Origin of the sequence: Rothia sp. HMSC071F11, assembly GCF_001809115.1 — a bacterium.
Taxonomy (GTDB): domain Bacteria; phylum Actinomycetota; class Actinomycetes; order Actinomycetales; family Micrococcaceae; genus Rothia; species Rothia dentocariosa.
Window position 1 is genome coordinate 86,495 of the sequence record NZ_KV795756.1, and the last position, 14,591, is coordinate 101,085.

A 14,591-nucleotide genomic window follows, 5' to 3' on the forward strand; every position below is an offset into this window, starting at 1 on the left:
AGATGCGCACCCATTTGCTGGAGCTGATCCCGGCGCACCCGCACCTGACCCTGGATAGTGCGCATCCACCACATACGAGTAAGGGTGAGGAAACGAACTTCTACACCACCCTAGAAGGCAGTTCTAATATTTTTGAAGGGGACTTACCGATTGGACGCACTAGGATTCGGGCGGTACCGGTGGCGTACCGGTATGAGTATGGAGACGGACACGACCTAAAAACACATAGTGCTGGTAACCCGGTGTCTTCACAGTATTCTGGTCAACCCTTACATGAGACGTCGACGAGTTATGCGTATCCGCAGGTGGGGAATTTTCATGCCTATGTCACGGTGACGTATGCGGGTCAGTACAGTATTGATGGCGGGCCGTGGCAGTTTTTCGGAACCGAGATCACCCGTATCAGTGAGCCGGTGCTGGTGCGGGTGTGGGAGTCTGAGGTGCACTCGGTGGGTAAGACTTGTGCTGAGGATCCGGGTGCGAAGGGGTGTCCGGGTCATGAGGAGGAGCCTGATGTGGGGAATCCGAATCCGCAGTTGCGTAAGGTGGATGTGTATACGGGTCAGCGGTGGCATTTGGATGATGTGGGGGTGGGGGATAGTGAGGGTCGGTTGCACCCGACCTGGCCCAACATGTAAAACTCAGGGGCTCACGAAAGAATAAATATTTTTCCGTGAGCTTCTGGGCGAACCCTTCAGGGCGTCCCAGAGGTAGATTCTCTATAACCATGTGACTATTATCGCAATGGTATAAGAATAGAAGCAGGACATCTTTACTTTAAAAATCTATTGAGAATTAGAAAAAGCTACAAACCGCGATATGGTGCGATTCTGCTGTGGCGGTAGGTGCACATTGTCTCTCATGTATGTTCTTGCCAAACGTCAATTCTTAAGAACCTCTTGATCGGCATACTATACCGAAAATTTAACCTATGTTTTTATTTAATATTATTTAACTGGTAATTTAACTCTATTGAATGCTTTACTCCGCTATTGCAGACTTCGTAAAGCTCCCAAATCTGAGGGGACTAATCTCAAGTCCCAGCAGATTATCACTGCTCCGTAGGCGAAATTAGCCCTACCGGAGTCTATCACTCACAACACAAACATAGCGGCTGAATTCAGCGCACATTATTCAGCACATAGCGACAAGAAAATCGAGAACCGAGGACTTACTATGACCCGCATCAGAAAGATGCGTGCCGGAACCCTGGCCGCACTTACCGTACCCGCTATTGTGGGCGCTACCCTTACTGCACCCGCCCATGCAACCATCGCATCCGGCACATACCGCAGCTACACCGCCCCGAACGGCCTTAACTCTCAGTACCACGTGTATGCAAACGGTATTGACTGGTCAAAACCCGTGGGCGTAGTCTTCTACATTGACGGCGACTATTGGCGTAACGACCAGTCTAAGATTCACAGCCCTGAGCAGGGCATGCTCCCCGCTATGGGCCGTATCGCAAATGCCCGCAACATGGTTTTTGTACCCGTCGTGTCTCCAGATAAAAATGCATCCGGCAACGGCATTACCTGGTGGGAAAACCTTGACGCCAACGGCGACTATTTCCGCTCCTTTGCGCAGCAATTTATTTCGAGTAACGGCATCGACCCCTCACAGGTGTGGACGATGGGTTACTCCGGAGGCGCCGAGTTCATCACTTATGAGCTGAATGCGGATCGTCAGGGCACATGGCGCTCTGGCGGCGGTTCTATCCTCGTTGCGGGCGGCGGTTATGAGCGCATGCAGACCGAGGCGCCGCAGAACATTAAGAACCAGCCTATGTACTGGTGGGTTGGCGCCGCCGATACTTCTGGTACAACGAACCCTCCAACGTGGAGCGCCCGAGGGGCTGTTGAACAGGGCTACGCTGCGTACCGTAACAGCGGCTTTACCAATACCCAGATGAAACTGATCCCAGGTTTTAGCCACCAAGATTATGACCTGCCGCTCATCATGGCGCAATCCCTCGATACAGGCGGTCACCGTTTTGGCGCAGGGTACAGCGACCTTCCGACCACGAATCCGTTCTACACAGAGATTAGTTGGAACTCGGATCGCCGCATTATGACCGGTTTTGCCGATCGCACTTTCCGTCCGTACAGCGCTGTAAATCGTGCCCAGGTGGCAACGTATCTCTACCGTCTTGCGGGTAGCCCTGCCGTGGAGCTTCCCGCGACTTCTCCGTTCCCAGATGTTACGCCGAACCACCCGGCATATAAGGAAATCGTGTGGCTTAAACAGCAGGGAATTACGACCGGATGGTCCGATGGTACCTTCCGCCCACATGATACTATCAGCCGTGAGGCACTGGCAGCGTTTTTCTACCGTTTCAACGGTTCTCCCGCATATGCACCGGGTGCACAGCAGTTTGCTGATGTAAACCCCTCTACTATGTTCTATAAGGAAATCTCATGGATGGCAGATCAGGGTATTACTACTGGTTGGCCTGACGGCACTTTCCGACCTGGCGAAGCTACCTCACGTGAGGCTATGGCGGCGTTCCTGTACCGTGCCTCTAAACTCTAAAAACAGGTTTTCAGCATAGAACGTAAAACGCAGATGCTCCCCAACCTAAAGTTGGGGAGCATCTGCGTAATCTAACAGGCGATCAGGCTAAGACTATGCGTTCTTGTTCTTGAGAGCCGCAAGACGCGCATCAAGTTCAGACTGACGACCAAGCTCTTCAAGGTCATTGAACTGAGCGTCCAGAGAAGAAGCTGCAAGTTCCTGCTGACCCTGCACGCGAGCCTCTTCGCGGCGAACCTTCTCTTCAAAGCGCGAGACCTCGCTCGTGGGATCCATAACATCGAATGCCTTGAGCGCATCATTTACCTGAGACTGAGCGGCAGCGGTCTTCTGGCGGGCGTTAAGCTCATCGCGTTTGGACTTAAGCTCATCCAGCTTTGCACGCATCTTGGTGAGACCGTCTTTGAGCTGCTCCACCACCTGGGTCTGCGATGCGATCTGCGGTTCTGCGGCCTTTGCCTCACGTTCAGCCTGCATCTGCTTGCCCAGAGCAATCTTTGCGAGATTATCGAACTTATCCGCGTTAGCGGTGTCGCCGGCAGCACGGAACTCATCGGCTTTATTGGAGGCAGCCAGAGCCTTAGAACCCCACTCATCGGCGTCGCGCAGGTCTTCGGCATGATCCTGCTCCAGAAGACGCAGGTTACCAATAGTCTGAGCCACAGCTGCTTCTGCTTCTACAATGTTATTTGTATAGTCACGAACCATCTGATCTAACATTTTCTGCGGGTCTTCTGCCGCATCAATGAGGGCGTTAATATTAGCCTTTGCTAGCTGTGCGATACGACCGAAAATGGACTGTTTTACCATGTTATATCCTTTTCTTTCACGCGGCACCGGGAAGGAGCTTATTCGCACGTACAGCGCCGCAACTTTTCTTATTATCGTGGGTCAGCCTGAAAAATTACTGGGAAAATATCGCCTATAAGGTGACGAGTACAAGAACATGAGGTTAACGAGAACCCTAACACGCTTCTGACACACCTATGTTCTTGTAGGTTAGAAGCTGCCGCCGTCTCCACCGCCGAAGTCGCCGCCACCGCCTCCGAAGTCCCAGCCTCCACCGGAGTCACCGCCGCCCCAGTGATGACCGGTGGATGCTGAAGCAGAGTGTGAGCCCATCGCGCTAAAAATAGCACCTAAGAGCATGCCTTGCGCTAGGGAATCGCCGCCGTAGCTTTGACCATAACGGTTATCATCCCAGTAGTTGTTGACATCCTGATTTGCGGAGTTCTGCGCATCGCTCGCCAAAGAAATAGCTTCATATGCCCTGTTGAGCGAATTTACCGGGTCGGACTCCCGCAAACGATGTGCATCGCTCAGGGCAGTTTGCGCCTCCGATAGGTAGGTACGAGCTTGTGAACCGACACCGCGTCGACGGTTGTTAATGAAGTCCGATGCACTGCGTACCTGAGCCTCTGCAGAACGTAAGGTACGAGACAGACTTTCTTTAGCCGCCTGCTCACGCTCACGGTCGGCGCGAAGCGATGACATGGAACGATTCAGCTCGCTTGTGAGCTGATGCAGTTGCTCCGTGAGGGCAATAGGATCATTCGGACGTTCTTGTGCCTGTTGTGAAACCTGCCCAAGAATAGCCTCCATACCGGCTGCCGTCGCGGCGAGTTCGGCACGGTTCTGAGACTCCGCGAGGCTCTTAGCCTCAGCCACGTCACGTTGAATACTCAAAATGTCGGTGCTAAGGCTGGACTGCGCAGATTCCAAAGCTGAGGCGTGATTGCTGACTGCTTCTGCCAGCGAGGTAATCTGAGCCGCAGATTCTTCGGCGTTGCGCAGGTGTACAACAGCTTCAGACCGGGAAACATCCACTAGACGAGATGCCTCCTGAAGTTCCTGAGCCACCAGGCTTTGGTGTGAATCCAACAGAGCTGCAGATTTATTGATCGGTTCTAACGCACTCGGCAAGTACTGGTCCTTGAGTCGCGCGTATGTATGCTGCGCGGTTTCGACTATCTGCTGAAGTTCCGGTATACGCCCCTGGAGCCTAGCAATAGCCTGTGGAGCTTCGTGCTCAAGATTGCGCATTTCAGAGAGCTTCTGCGCCTGATCTCGGGAAATATCAGAAATCTCCTGAGAATTATCGATAATTTCGCTCAACCAAGCGCGCTGTTCCGCAACGGTGTCCGGAACATCATCGTTGAGAAGTTTCTGGCGATGGAATGATGCCTGCATGAGCTCTTGGGCGCGCGTTAGTTCCTCTTCAAAAGGCTTGACATGTTCATTACCGTATTGGGCGCGGGCAAATTCAAGTTCCTGCTTCGACTGCACCATAGAATTATCTGCCTGAACAAGCGCGGCACCAGCGCGAGTACGCAGCTCCTCCAACGAGACTTCAGGTACTTTAGACGCTGAATATGCGGGTGTACTTCCCGGCTCGTTTTTGGAGCGACGGCGTTTCATAATGTAGTACCCAGCGCCCGCTACACCCGCTACGCCTATGGCGCCGCCGCCTATAGCGACAGCGGGGCTAATGCCCCCTTTTTGGGCGTTAATACCGTTGACCGCCTCAAGAGCTGCACCTTTATAATCCCCGCTTTGCAGTTTTGGCTTGATGTATTTTTGGTACACCTCCGACTGCTGATCAGAACTGAGCGGCTTATTACTTCCAGCAGCGAAGTAAGCACGGCGGCTTTCTGTCGCTATGACAAGAATGGCATCCGCATTACCGTAGCTGTTCTTTTTCGCTGTCTCTTCAGTCCACGCTTTAGCCTCTTCAGGGCTCTCAAACTTATCAATAGTCAGCACATGCAGATCAATATTGTGGTTTTTAGAGAGTTCGCTGATTTTAGAGTTAAGTTCTGAGGTATCGCCCAAGACATTAGTCGTGTCTTGTACTCTACCTGTGATAGTCATGGGAGTTTGGGCTTGCGCGGTACTGATACCGGGTGTCAAGAACGAAGAGCCCGCCGCCGGTAGCGCGACGGAAAGCATAGTGGTGCCAAAAGCTAAAGCACCTACGCTGAGGGCACGTCGGATGCGCCGAGAACCAAACGGACGGTCAGCATTCGTGATATTACTCAAAGGAAGACTCCCATTCTTTCGCATATGCCGCGCGGTGATTATCCACGGCGTGGGAGGAATAAACCCACACGTACTTCCATCTTACCGGTCATCAACCTGTCATGAGCTGTAGTCATCACAGAGCGTACATATCTGAAGAAATTCCGGGCTAATTCTCAGGGTATGGTCGTCGACTGTTTACTCCAGGAGTACCGCTTTTGTTCACGATGCGGTACTCATTGGATGAATAATATTGGCTAATTCAGATCGTAGCCGCGGTTCTTCATATATTCCGTATCCGTCACCATATGGTGCCCGGGACGATTCGGCATTTGATACTGCTGGGGAACTTGTACCTGCGAAGGATCGCGGAGCGGCAGGTCGTTCTGCCATTTTTGTAATTCTGCCGTTTTTCGACGGTTTTTACGTACGACGCGGATGATGAGGACAGGAATTCCAAGCAGAATAAACAGGATAAAAACCAACACGCCTGCGGCAACAAGAAAATTTTCGAACCAGCCATCGGCTTCGGAAATATCGCTTAGTCCCTGAGGGATATTTCCGTCATTGCTCGCGGAGTAGTCATGATCCCCGATAAAGATATCAGTGAACATGCGTCCGGCGGTACCGTAAAGACCATGATCCGCGATAACACGCTTGATACTGCTGTTTTGGGAGCTCGAATTGTCTTTAACATACAGGGCGTGTGCCCATGCATCGCTCATAAAACTCTGGTCATTGCTGATAATAGTGCCTTGGTTCTTAGACGTATCGATAAGCAAAATTACTGTACGTGGGCGAGCATGGTTGAGACTCAGGAATTCTTGACCCCACTCCTTGAGCGGTTTGCCATTGGTCCCGGAGACCAACACCATATAGGCTTCTACCGAGTGAAGGGCATTACTGGTACTCAAACCTTCGGTGAGCTCGTCTTCAAGTCCATCCGATAAGGCATTAAGAGTTCCGTCCCGGTCAATAATAGGGGTTTGTGGATTTAGCGTGACCTCGAAAGGTGCTTGAGCGTGGGCCGCCGTCGGGTAAGCAATGAAACTAGCGCCGATACCGGTCAACGCGCAGATGAAAGACAGCATGAGGGTGACCATAATACGGGTCAGAGATCTTTGAGACGAATGGGGTCTAGATGTGGCACCATAAAAATTTTGGGAGACAGTGTTTCGGCGATGAATAGTCATACCAATAAACATACCCTGTTTTAGAGCGGCTTAAGGGAATTTTTCTGAAGAAATATCACCTTGCGATATGACTCAGCTGCACCACGAGTTGTTAGAGACTCTACGAAGCTTAAGAAAAGGTGACCGTTACCCTACTTAGTAGACGGCACCTCTTAGCTTGTATTACGAGCTTTCGTCGTTGGTGCGTGTAATACTAAGATCTTCGTGATTTTTATAAGCTGGTCGCCGAGCTAAGCTGCTGCTCAAGCGCAGAAGAACAGGACTGAGCACGCGCCAAACGACGATGCACTATGCCTGCACAGCACGCTACCAGGCCGGTACCTAAGCCAAGAATAACGGCCAGCATGGTACTAATAATGAGTGCTGTCAGCATGTCTGTTCCTTTCTTGACGCGATCTCGTTAAACCTTAGAGCCCGTCTTTAAGCGTAGGCTGTGAAATTGACTCTGGAAGGCTGTACCTCTTGAAATATTTTTGTGGAGTTACCCCGGAATTTGAGGGTTCTCAGCAAACTCCCAGGAAATTCCGGGTGCAACCTCAGAGAAAACGGAGGTATAAAACAAGAACTGCGTTTACAGTAGAAAAAGACGCGTGCCTGTTGGCGCTGTCGCCAATATGGTTATTCAGATATCACCTAAGATTTATTGAGAGCCCCTCAAGGAGAGACCACAATGACCCAATACCCTGGTGGCTGGAACCAAGATTCTGGCGCTAACGGTTATAACGATGCAACCCGTCCAATGCAGCATTCTGCACCCGGATCCTATGCTCAACAGGACTACCAGAGTACGGGTTATCAACAGCAGGGTTACCAGCAAAATTATCAAACTTCCGGGTATCAACAGAGCTCCCAGAACCCCCAGAATGGATATCAGAACCAGTACTCCGGGCAGGGGCAGAACCCTCAGCAAGAGCCCAAGAAGAAATATGGAACCGGTGTTGTGCTTACCGCGGCTTTGCTTGCAGCCCTTGTGGGCGGCGGCGTAGGTGCTGGTGTTGGAGGCGGTATTGCCGCATCTACAAGCAGCAATAGTTCATCCGTCACCGGTAGAAATGCTGGAGGCAGTGCAACAAATCCCACAGTCGTAACCGATACAGCTAAGAAGGTGCTTCCTTCGACCGTCACTGTAGGATCAAAGCTGACCGACGGTAACGGCGTTGGTACAGGTGAAGTTCTCGATAACCAGGGACATATTCTCACCAATAATCACGTAGTCTCTACAAACGGTACCCAGCAGTCCTCTAGAGTCGAAGTGCGTTTGCATGACGGAAGTATTCGCGTGGCAAAGATCGTGGGTACCGATGTAACCTCGGATCTTGCGGTCATCAAGATTGACCCCAGTGGGCTAGACCTTAAACCCATTACCTTTGGCGACTCCTCGAAGGTCGTTCCTGGTGAAACCGTGGTGGCGCTTGGCTCGCCGCATAATCTGCAGGACACCGTGACTGCGGGTGTTATCTCTAACACCGACCGTGCTGCAGAAGCAGAAAAAGACGGCGTATATATTCCCATGATTCAGACCGATGCGCCGGTGAACCATGGTAACTCGGGCGGTCCTTTGGTGAACTCTAGCGGGGCGCTCGTGGGCATCAACTCTCAGATCGAGTCTGAAGGCGGCGGCAATGAGGGCATCGCGTACGCCATTCCCTCGAACTACGCTAAGCGTATTTCTGACGAAATTATTAGCAAAGGTAAAGCAACCCATGGGTACCTAGGCGCGAATATTGAAAGCGCCCCTGGGCAGACCAACGAGGGAGAATCTCGGTTCTTCCCGGATGGTGTGCGGGTCACCAATATCTCTAGCGGAAGCCCTGCAGAAAAGGCTGGTCTGCAGAAGGGAGATGTTATCGTCGAGGCGGATGGCCACCGCATCGAACAGAGTAAGACCCTCAACGGCGTGGTGCGTGCACAAGCAGCAGGTGCCACAGTGGATATGAAGATTAAACGGGGGTCAGAGACAAAGAACATCAAGGTGACGCTCGGCGACGCCGATAATCAGCATTAACAGAGCTATAAAACTGCCCGAGGCGGCGTTTCACATGAAGAAACGCCGCCTCTCCTTTGCCTGCTGTGTTCAGGAATATACCGCTCTCATATCCGGGTTTTCCTGACTGAAGATTTCACGGCAAGGTAGAATATAGCCAAACCTAACTAAACCCCACAGACGCGCCGCACACACATGAGGCGCAGGAGGATGAGCGTGAGCGAAAACGCATATCGCATCGCCGTACTTACCAAGTACGTGCCAGACACCCAATTTGAACAAAAAATTGACGATACTTTGCGGGTAGACCGCAGCGAATCAGTGATGAGTGAGCTTGACGAATACGCTGTGGAAGCCGCCATGCAGATTGTCGAAGCGGAAGACACCGATGCAGCGAATTCTGCAGTTATCGCTTTTACGTTAGGCGCAGCGGATGCCTCTAAGGGGCTGCGCCGTGCGCTGCAGCTGGGTGCACACGCAGGCGTACACATTCTCGACGATGCTTTCGCAGGGGCTGATGCTCTGGCGACCTCACGCATCATAGCCGCTGCACTCTCCACCTATGAGCAGGAACACGGCACCTTCGACCTGATTCTGACGGGTATGGCATCAACCGAAGGTGAGACTTCGTTGGTGCCCGTTCAGGTGAGCGAACTTTTGGGGCGCACCGGAATCTCTCAGGTGGCATCGCTGACCGTTGCGGGCCGAACTGTTAGGGCACGCCGGGATCTGGATACTCGCTCGCAGCATTGTGAAACTGAATTGCCCGCTTTGATTTCTGTGACCGATCAAGTGAACACTCCGCGATACCCCAACTTTAAGGCGCTGATGGCAGCAAAAAAGAAGCCTATTACGACCGTGAACGCAGCGGATATTGCGGATGAGCTTGCTAAGTTCGGCGGCAGCGCATCTACCGTTACCGTGACCGAAGCGCAGACGCGGGAAGAACGCACCGCAGGTGAAACCATCGTGGATGAAGGCGACGGCGGCATACAGCTGGTCGAATTCTTGGCATCCCGAAACCTTATTTAACCAGTACAGGAGATAATGATGACGACTGCATACCGTGTGCTGGTTATAGGCGGCACAACGAATTTTGCGACCGAACCTAGCAGTGTGGACCGAGAACTTTTAGCGTTGGCACGACTGCGAGCTGGTGTTGGACAGGGCGGAACTCAACTGGGAGTAATGACGTTCGCCCAAGGCTCCGCTGATATTGCGCAGTTTTACGCTAAACAGGGCGCGGCACGTGTCTTTGCCCCAGCGCAATCCATGACAGATACTTTGCCTGCTGCCCGCGTGGAACTCGCCGTACAGGCTATTACTGAGTTTGGTCCTGATGTGGTTCTTGCCCCGCATGATATTGACTCGATTGAGCTTCTGGGGCGCGTGGCCGTGCGCCTCGGGAATTCCGAGGCGGGATCTCGTCCCGTAGGCGTTGTGACGGGCGCTCATGACGTGGATGATGCGCTCAATATTCGTAAGAATGTTTTGGCGGGCGAGTACGACAGCACCGTGCGGGTTGAAGGTCTGCCGTTGGTAACCCTACGCCTCAACTCGGTAGATACGGCGGCGGCACCCACTGCGGTGGGGGAGGGTGTACTCACCACCTATACTCTGCCCGGGTACGATATGGTGCGCATCACCGAAATAACCGAGAAGCCTACATCTGCTCGCCCCAACCTTGAAGAAGCAGCTACCGTTGTGGCGGCTGGCCGCGGTATCGGCGGCAAGTTAGCCCCCATTGAGGATCTGGCGGATGCGCTCGGCGCCGCGATCGGTTCGACCCGCGCCGTCACAGACGCAGGCTGGCTGGATCACTCTACTCAGATTGGGCAAACCGGCAAGAGCGTTTCTCCCGAACTATACGTTTCCGTGGGTATTTCGGGGGCTCTTCAGCAGAAGGTCGGCATGGATACTTCAAAGACTATTGTCGCCATCAACAGGGATGCGGATGCGCCCATATTCGAGATTGCCGACTTTGGCGTCATTGGGGATCTTTTCACTGTCATCCCGCAGGCTGTTGAAGAAATTAAGAGGCGCCGCAACGCCTAGTTTCTAACAGGTCAGCGTCCTGGAAACCTAGACTAGGTTTTCAGGACGCTTTAGGCTATGCACCCAAGATTTTACGTACTCGCTCACGCAGATCGGGTATATTCTCGGCCTCAAACCAGGGATTACGCTTGCGCCAGCCAATATTGAGCGGAGAAGGGTGCACCAGAGGCACAAAACCCGGCAGATAATCCTCTGCGTGTGCCACCGTTTCCGTAAGGTTACTGCGAAGCCGCGGAGCAGAAACTCCATCGAGATAGTACTTTTGCGCATAGGCACCTACCAGAATGGTTAATTGTGCATGCGGCATCATGGCGCGCAGCCGCGGATGCCAACGCGGCGCAAAATCCTTACGCGGTGGTAAATCACCGTGCTTACCTTTTCCCGGATAATAAAAATCCATCGGCATCAGGGCAAACAGCTCTGGGTTATAAAACTCGTCATCGCTTACGCTCAACCATGTACGAAGTAACCGACCACTCACATCATTCCATGGAATACGAGTCTCTTGTGCAATACGCCCGGGTGCCTGACCCACCAGAATAATGCGTGATCGAGCGCTCGCCGAATATACGGGCTCCCACCCGCGTGACGTGTACTCGGCGTTCATCGGGTCGGCGGCTATATCCTCAAAAAGTAGGGGAACCTGGCGGTTGGCACACATACAACTAAATCTTTCCTCCCGTGAATCCGTGTTGGCGCCATGCCTCAAAAATTGCGATGGACGCGGAGTTCGCTAGATTAAGAGAGCGGCGCCCAGGAATCATGGGGATTTTTACGCGTTCTGTAATATGCTCATCCTGCTGTACATCGGCTGGTAAGCCCACGGACTCCGGACCAAACATAAGCACATCGCCATCACGATATTCAAGATCCGCATACGAGGTTGCTGCCGTGGTGGTAAAGGCGAAAACACGCGCAGGCATCATGGCTTTCCAAGCATCCTGCAGGGTCTTATGAACCGTTACGACCGCAAGATCGTGATAATCCAGCCCGGCACGGCGCAGATGCGCATCTTCAAAATTGAATCCTAGAGGCTCGACGAGGTGAAGTTCAGCCCCGGTTACTGCGGCCAGACGAATGGCGTTACCCGTATTCCCCGGAATTTCGGGGGTATAGAAAAGAATCTTGAACACGTACCCCAGTGTACCGCGCATGTTTCCACCGAACGTGACTCTTCGCAGGTTTAGCCTGCGGCGCATTTATGACGAATTCCTCCCGAAAGTTCGAGGAACAACGATAGAATAAGGGCAATACGCCAGAGGAGGAAATAGTGAACCGGGTCTACCTAGATCACGCAGCGACTACCGATGTCCTGCCAATTGCTATAGACGCAATGGTACAGCAGATGCGTGCGGGCGGTAACCCCTCCTCGCTGCACGCTACCGGACGCGATGCCCGTGCCACCGTTGAATATGCCCGCGAACGTATCGCCCGAGCTGTAGGATGCGATGCCGCCGAGGTTATTTTTACTTCTGGAGGAACAGAGGCAGACAACCTTGCGGTTAAGGGGATGTACTGGAAACGCAGGGAAGCAGACCCGGTGCGACGGCGCATCCTAGTATCAAGTATTGAGCATCATGCGGTGGAAGAAACCTGCGAATGGCTGCAGAAGACCGAGGGCGCGATTATCGACTGGATTCCGGTGGATTCGCAAGGGCTGGTAGACCCCGAAAACGTGCGGGAACTGATAGCCCAGAACCCTGCGGATGTTGCGTTAGTTACCGTTATGTGGGCAAATAATGAAGTTGGCACTGTACAGCCCATTCAAGATATTGCCGCCATAGCCTCTGAATACGGTATTCCCATGCATACGGATGCGGTGCAGGCTTTCGGTGCGGTACCCGTTAACTTCCGCGACAGCGGGGTTGATACGATGGCGATTTCCGGGCATAAAATTGGCGGTCCCATGGGCATCGGTGCGCTTATCGCCACACGAACAGCGCAGCTCACCCCGGTTTTGCACGGGGGCGGGCAAGAGCGTTCCGTGCGTTCCGGCACTATAGATGCCCCCGCGATCGCGGGATTTGCTGAGGCCGCCGCGCATGTGATTGAGCATCTTGAAGAAGAATCCATCCGTATTGCAGCACTTCGCAATGAGCTAATAGCGGCGGTACAGGCGGTTATTCCACAAGCTCACCTGAGCGGCATCGACCCAACGACTGAGGCCTTTCCTGGTGAAAAAAGGCTGCCTGCGAATGCTCATTTTACTTTTGAAGGCGCAGAAGGAGACACCATCCTCTTTCTGCTCGACATGCAGGGGATTCAAACCTCAACCGGTTCGGCCTGTAACGCGGGAGTAACAAGACCATCCCATGTGCTTCTCGCCATGGGGCTGGACGAAGACACCGCCCGCAGTGCGCAACGATTTACTCTTGGGCATTCCAGCACCGGCGAAGATATTGCTCGGTTGCTCGCGGCCCTGCCTGAAGCCTATGCACAGGCAGCAAAAGCGGGTCTTTCCTCACATCTGCCTGACGCTCAACGCTGGTACGGCGGATAATTGCGGCGAACCTGCGCACATGCAATAAGAAGCGTACAATAGAACCTCACATTTATTCTCACCACGAAACCGTACCCAACGTTTATAAGGAAACTCTGTGAAGATTTTGGCTGCTATGAGTGGCGGCGTCGATTCAGCTGTTGCTGCCGCCCGTGCCGTTGAGGCGGGGCATGAGGTAGTGGGCGTGCATTTGGCGCTTTCTCGTATGCCCGGAACGCTCCGCACCGGTTCTCGTGGGTGCTGCACCCTTGAAGATTCTATGGATGCGCGCCGCGTATGCGCCCAGTTGGGCATACCCTTCTTCGTATGGGACTTCTCGGAGCGTTTCAAGGAAGATGTAGTTGATGATTTTATCGCCGAATACGAAGCGGGACGAACCCCCAACCCCTGCATGCGCTGTAACGAGAAAATCAAATTTGCCGCGCTTTTGGAACGTGCCGTCTCCCTAGGGTTTGATGCGGTAGTTACCGGTCATTACGCCCGCGTTATCACCAACGACGACGGTAACCGAGAACTGCATCGAGCCGCAGACTGGGCAAAAGATCAGTCCTATGTGCTGGGCGTCCTTACCCACGAACAGCTCAAACACGCCTGGTTCCCCCTAGCAACCACGCCCTCGAAGGCAGAGGTTCGTGCGGAGGCTGAACGGCGTGGTTTTTCGGTTGCCAAGAAACCGGACTCTTACGATATTTGCTTTATTCCCGAGGGTGATACCCGTGCCTGGCTAGGCGAGCACATTCAAATGCGCCCTGGCATGATTAAAGACACCTCCGGCAATGTGGTGGGGGAACACCCTGGGGCTCAAGGATTTACTGTTGGGCAGCGTAAGGGGCTAGCCTTAGGCACTCCGGCGCCTGATGGGAAACCCCGCTTTGTTCTCGAAATCCGACCAAAAACGAATGAAGTTATTGTCGGTTCTCGTGAGTTACTTTCTATCGACGAAATCCGCGGAATTCGGGCCACCTGGGCTGGAATTCCTGTTCCGGAAGCAGAACATTTTCTTGCTCAGGAACCAAAACTCGGCGTGCGCAGCGAGACCTTTGATGTTACCGCTCAAGTGCGTGCACATGCAGACCCGGTACGCGGTACCGCGCATCTTGAATGGGCAGAAGATACCGATGCCGAAACCCCCGGAAAACTTCGTGTAGAGACTGTGGTGCGTCTGCACGATGGGCTCTTTGGCGTGGCACCCGGGCAAACTATGGTGCTTTACCAGGGCACACGAGTTTTAGGACAGTCCACCATAGCCCGTGCTTACTCACTTGCTCGTGAAGACCTTGATGATCTTCGTGAAAACGCAGCAGTGTAA

At 53.1% G+C, this 14,591-nt stretch carries 12 protein-coding genes and 1 pseudogene; 7 read left to right on the forward strand and 6 right to left on the reverse strand.

The window, feature by feature from the left end:
* Together HMPREF2554_RS04870 and HMPREF2554_RS04875 are read left to right on the forward strand one after the other, a co-directional pair.
* A pseudogene (locus tag HMPREF2554_RS04870) lies at window positions 1-638 on the forward strand (hypothetical protein); the annotation flags it as partial.
* Window positions 639-1,176: 538 nt separating this feature from the next.
* Complete coding sequence (locus HMPREF2554_RS04875) at window positions 1,177-2,532, forward strand: S-layer homology domain-containing protein (RefSeq protein WP_013397438.1); 1,356 nt, start codon at window positions 1,177-1,179, stop codon at window positions 2,530-2,532.
* Between the two features lie 93 nt (window positions 2,533-2,625).
* Here HMPREF2554_RS04875 and HMPREF2554_RS04880 read toward each other — a convergent pair whose 3' ends face one another.
* The 4 genes from HMPREF2554_RS04880 to HMPREF2554_RS11545 all read right to left on the reverse strand — a co-directional run bounded on the left by HMPREF2554_RS04880 (window position 2,626) and on the right by HMPREF2554_RS11545 (window position 7,116).
* Window positions 2,626-3,342 (reverse strand): PspA/IM30 family protein, encoded by a 717-nt coding sequence (locus HMPREF2554_RS04880; RefSeq protein ID WP_013397437.1) that lies wholly within the window; start codon window positions 3,340-3,342, stop codon window positions 2,626-2,628.
* Between the two features lie 189 nt (window positions 3,343-3,531).
* Complete coding sequence (locus HMPREF2554_RS04885) at window positions 3,532-5,571, reverse strand: TPM domain-containing protein (RefSeq protein ID WP_244864753.1); 2,040 nt, start codon at window positions 5,569-5,571, stop codon at window positions 3,532-3,534.
* 236 nt (window positions 5,572-5,807) lie between these two features.
* Window positions 5,808-6,653: a hypothetical protein gene (locus HMPREF2554_RS04890; protein ID WP_013397434.1), complete on the reverse strand. Its 846-nt coding sequence runs from the start codon at window positions 6,651-6,653 to the stop codon at window positions 5,808-5,810.
* Between the two features lie 301 nt (window positions 6,654-6,954).
* The gene (locus HMPREF2554_RS11545) at window positions 6,955-7,116 is read right to left on the reverse strand and encodes a hypothetical protein (protein ID WP_004005059.1); all 162 of its coding nucleotides are present in this window, start codon (window positions 7,114-7,116) and stop codon (window positions 6,955-6,957) included.
* Window positions 7,117-7,413: 297 nt separating this feature from the next.
* Here HMPREF2554_RS11545 and HMPREF2554_RS04895 point away from each other — a divergent pair, with 297 nt between their 5' ends.
* The 3 genes from HMPREF2554_RS04895 (at window position 7,414) to HMPREF2554_RS04905 (ending at window position 10,782) form a co-directional block, all read left to right on the forward strand.
* Window positions 7,414-8,748, forward strand: a complete 1,335-nt coding sequence (locus HMPREF2554_RS04895) for a S1C family serine protease (protein ID WP_013397433.1) — start codon at window positions 7,414-7,416, stop codon at window positions 8,746-8,748.
* A 189-nt stretch (window positions 8,749-8,937) separates the two neighbouring features.
* Window positions 8,938-9,759: an electron transfer flavoprotein subunit beta/FixA family protein gene (locus HMPREF2554_RS04900; RefSeq protein ID WP_013397432.1), complete on the forward strand. Its 822-nt coding sequence runs from the start codon at window positions 8,938-8,940 to the stop codon at window positions 9,757-9,759.
* Between the two features lie 18 nt (window positions 9,760-9,777).
* Entirely contained in the window at window positions 9,778-10,782 is a 1,005-nt protein-coding gene (locus HMPREF2554_RS04905; protein WP_244864751.1) for an electron transfer flavoprotein subunit alpha/FixB family protein, read from the forward strand.
* A gap of 55 nt (window positions 10,783-10,837) precedes the next feature.
* Here the strand turns inward: HMPREF2554_RS04905 and HMPREF2554_RS04910 are convergent, their stop codons facing one another.
* Together HMPREF2554_RS04910 and HMPREF2554_RS04915 are read right to left on the reverse strand one after the other, a co-directional pair.
* Window positions 10,838-11,443, reverse strand: coding sequence for a uracil-DNA glycosylase family protein (locus HMPREF2554_RS04910; protein ID WP_013397430.1), 606 nt, complete (start codon window positions 11,441-11,443; stop codon window positions 10,838-10,840).
* Window positions 11,444-11,447: 4 nt separating this feature from the next.
* Window positions 11,448-11,915, reverse strand: coding sequence for a tRNA (cytidine(34)-2'-O)-methyltransferase (locus tag HMPREF2554_RS04915; protein WP_004005052.1), 468 nt, complete (start codon window positions 11,913-11,915; stop codon window positions 11,448-11,450).
* Window positions 11,916-12,052: 137 nt separating this feature from the next.
* On the opposite strand from HMPREF2554_RS04915, the gene HMPREF2554_RS04920 reads away from it, so the two are divergent.
* Together HMPREF2554_RS04920 and mnmA are read left to right on the forward strand one after the other, a co-directional pair.
* Entirely contained in the window at window positions 12,053-13,282 is a 1,230-nt protein-coding gene (locus tag HMPREF2554_RS04920; RefSeq protein WP_013397428.1) for a cysteine desulfurase family protein, read from the forward strand.
* A gap of 97 nt (window positions 13,283-13,379) precedes the next feature.
* Complete coding sequence (gene mnmA, locus HMPREF2554_RS04925) at window positions 13,380-14,591, forward strand: tRNA 2-thiouridine(34) synthase MnmA (protein WP_013397427.1); 1,212 nt, start codon at window positions 13,380-13,382, stop codon at window positions 14,589-14,591.

Excerpts from the sequence above, each read along its gene's own strand:
- HMPREF2554_RS04890 (WP_013397434.1), bottom strand. The coding sequence starts at position 6,653 with ATGGTCACCCTCATGCTGTCTTTCATCTGCGCGTTGACCGGTATCGGC.
- HMPREF2554_RS04880 (WP_013397437.1), bottom strand. The coding sequence starts at position 3,342 with ATGGTAAAACAGTCCATTTTCGGTCGTATCGCACAGCTAGCAAAGGCT.
- HMPREF2554_RS04910 (WP_013397430.1), bottom strand. The coding sequence starts at position 11,443 with ATGTGTGCCAACCGCCAGGTTCCCCTACTTTTTGAGGATATAGCCGCC.
- HMPREF2554_RS04900 (WP_013397432.1), top strand. The coding sequence starts at position 8,938 with ATGAGCGTGAGCGAAAACGCATATCGCATCGCCGTACTTACCAAGTAC.
- HMPREF2554_RS04895 (WP_013397433.1), top strand. The coding sequence starts at position 7,414 with ATGACCCAATACCCTGGTGGCTGGAACCAAGATTCTGGCGCTAACGGT.
- HMPREF2554_RS04905 (WP_244864751.1), top strand. The coding sequence starts at position 9,778 with ATGACGACTGCATACCGTGTGCTGGTTATAGGCGGCACAACGAATTTT.
- HMPREF2554_RS11545 (WP_004005059.1), bottom strand. The coding sequence starts at position 7,116 with ATGCTGACAGCACTCATTATTAGTACCATGCTGGCCGTTATTCTTGGC.
- HMPREF2554_RS04875 (WP_013397438.1), top strand. The coding sequence starts at position 1,177 with ATGACCCGCATCAGAAAGATGCGTGCCGGAACCCTGGCCGCACTTACC.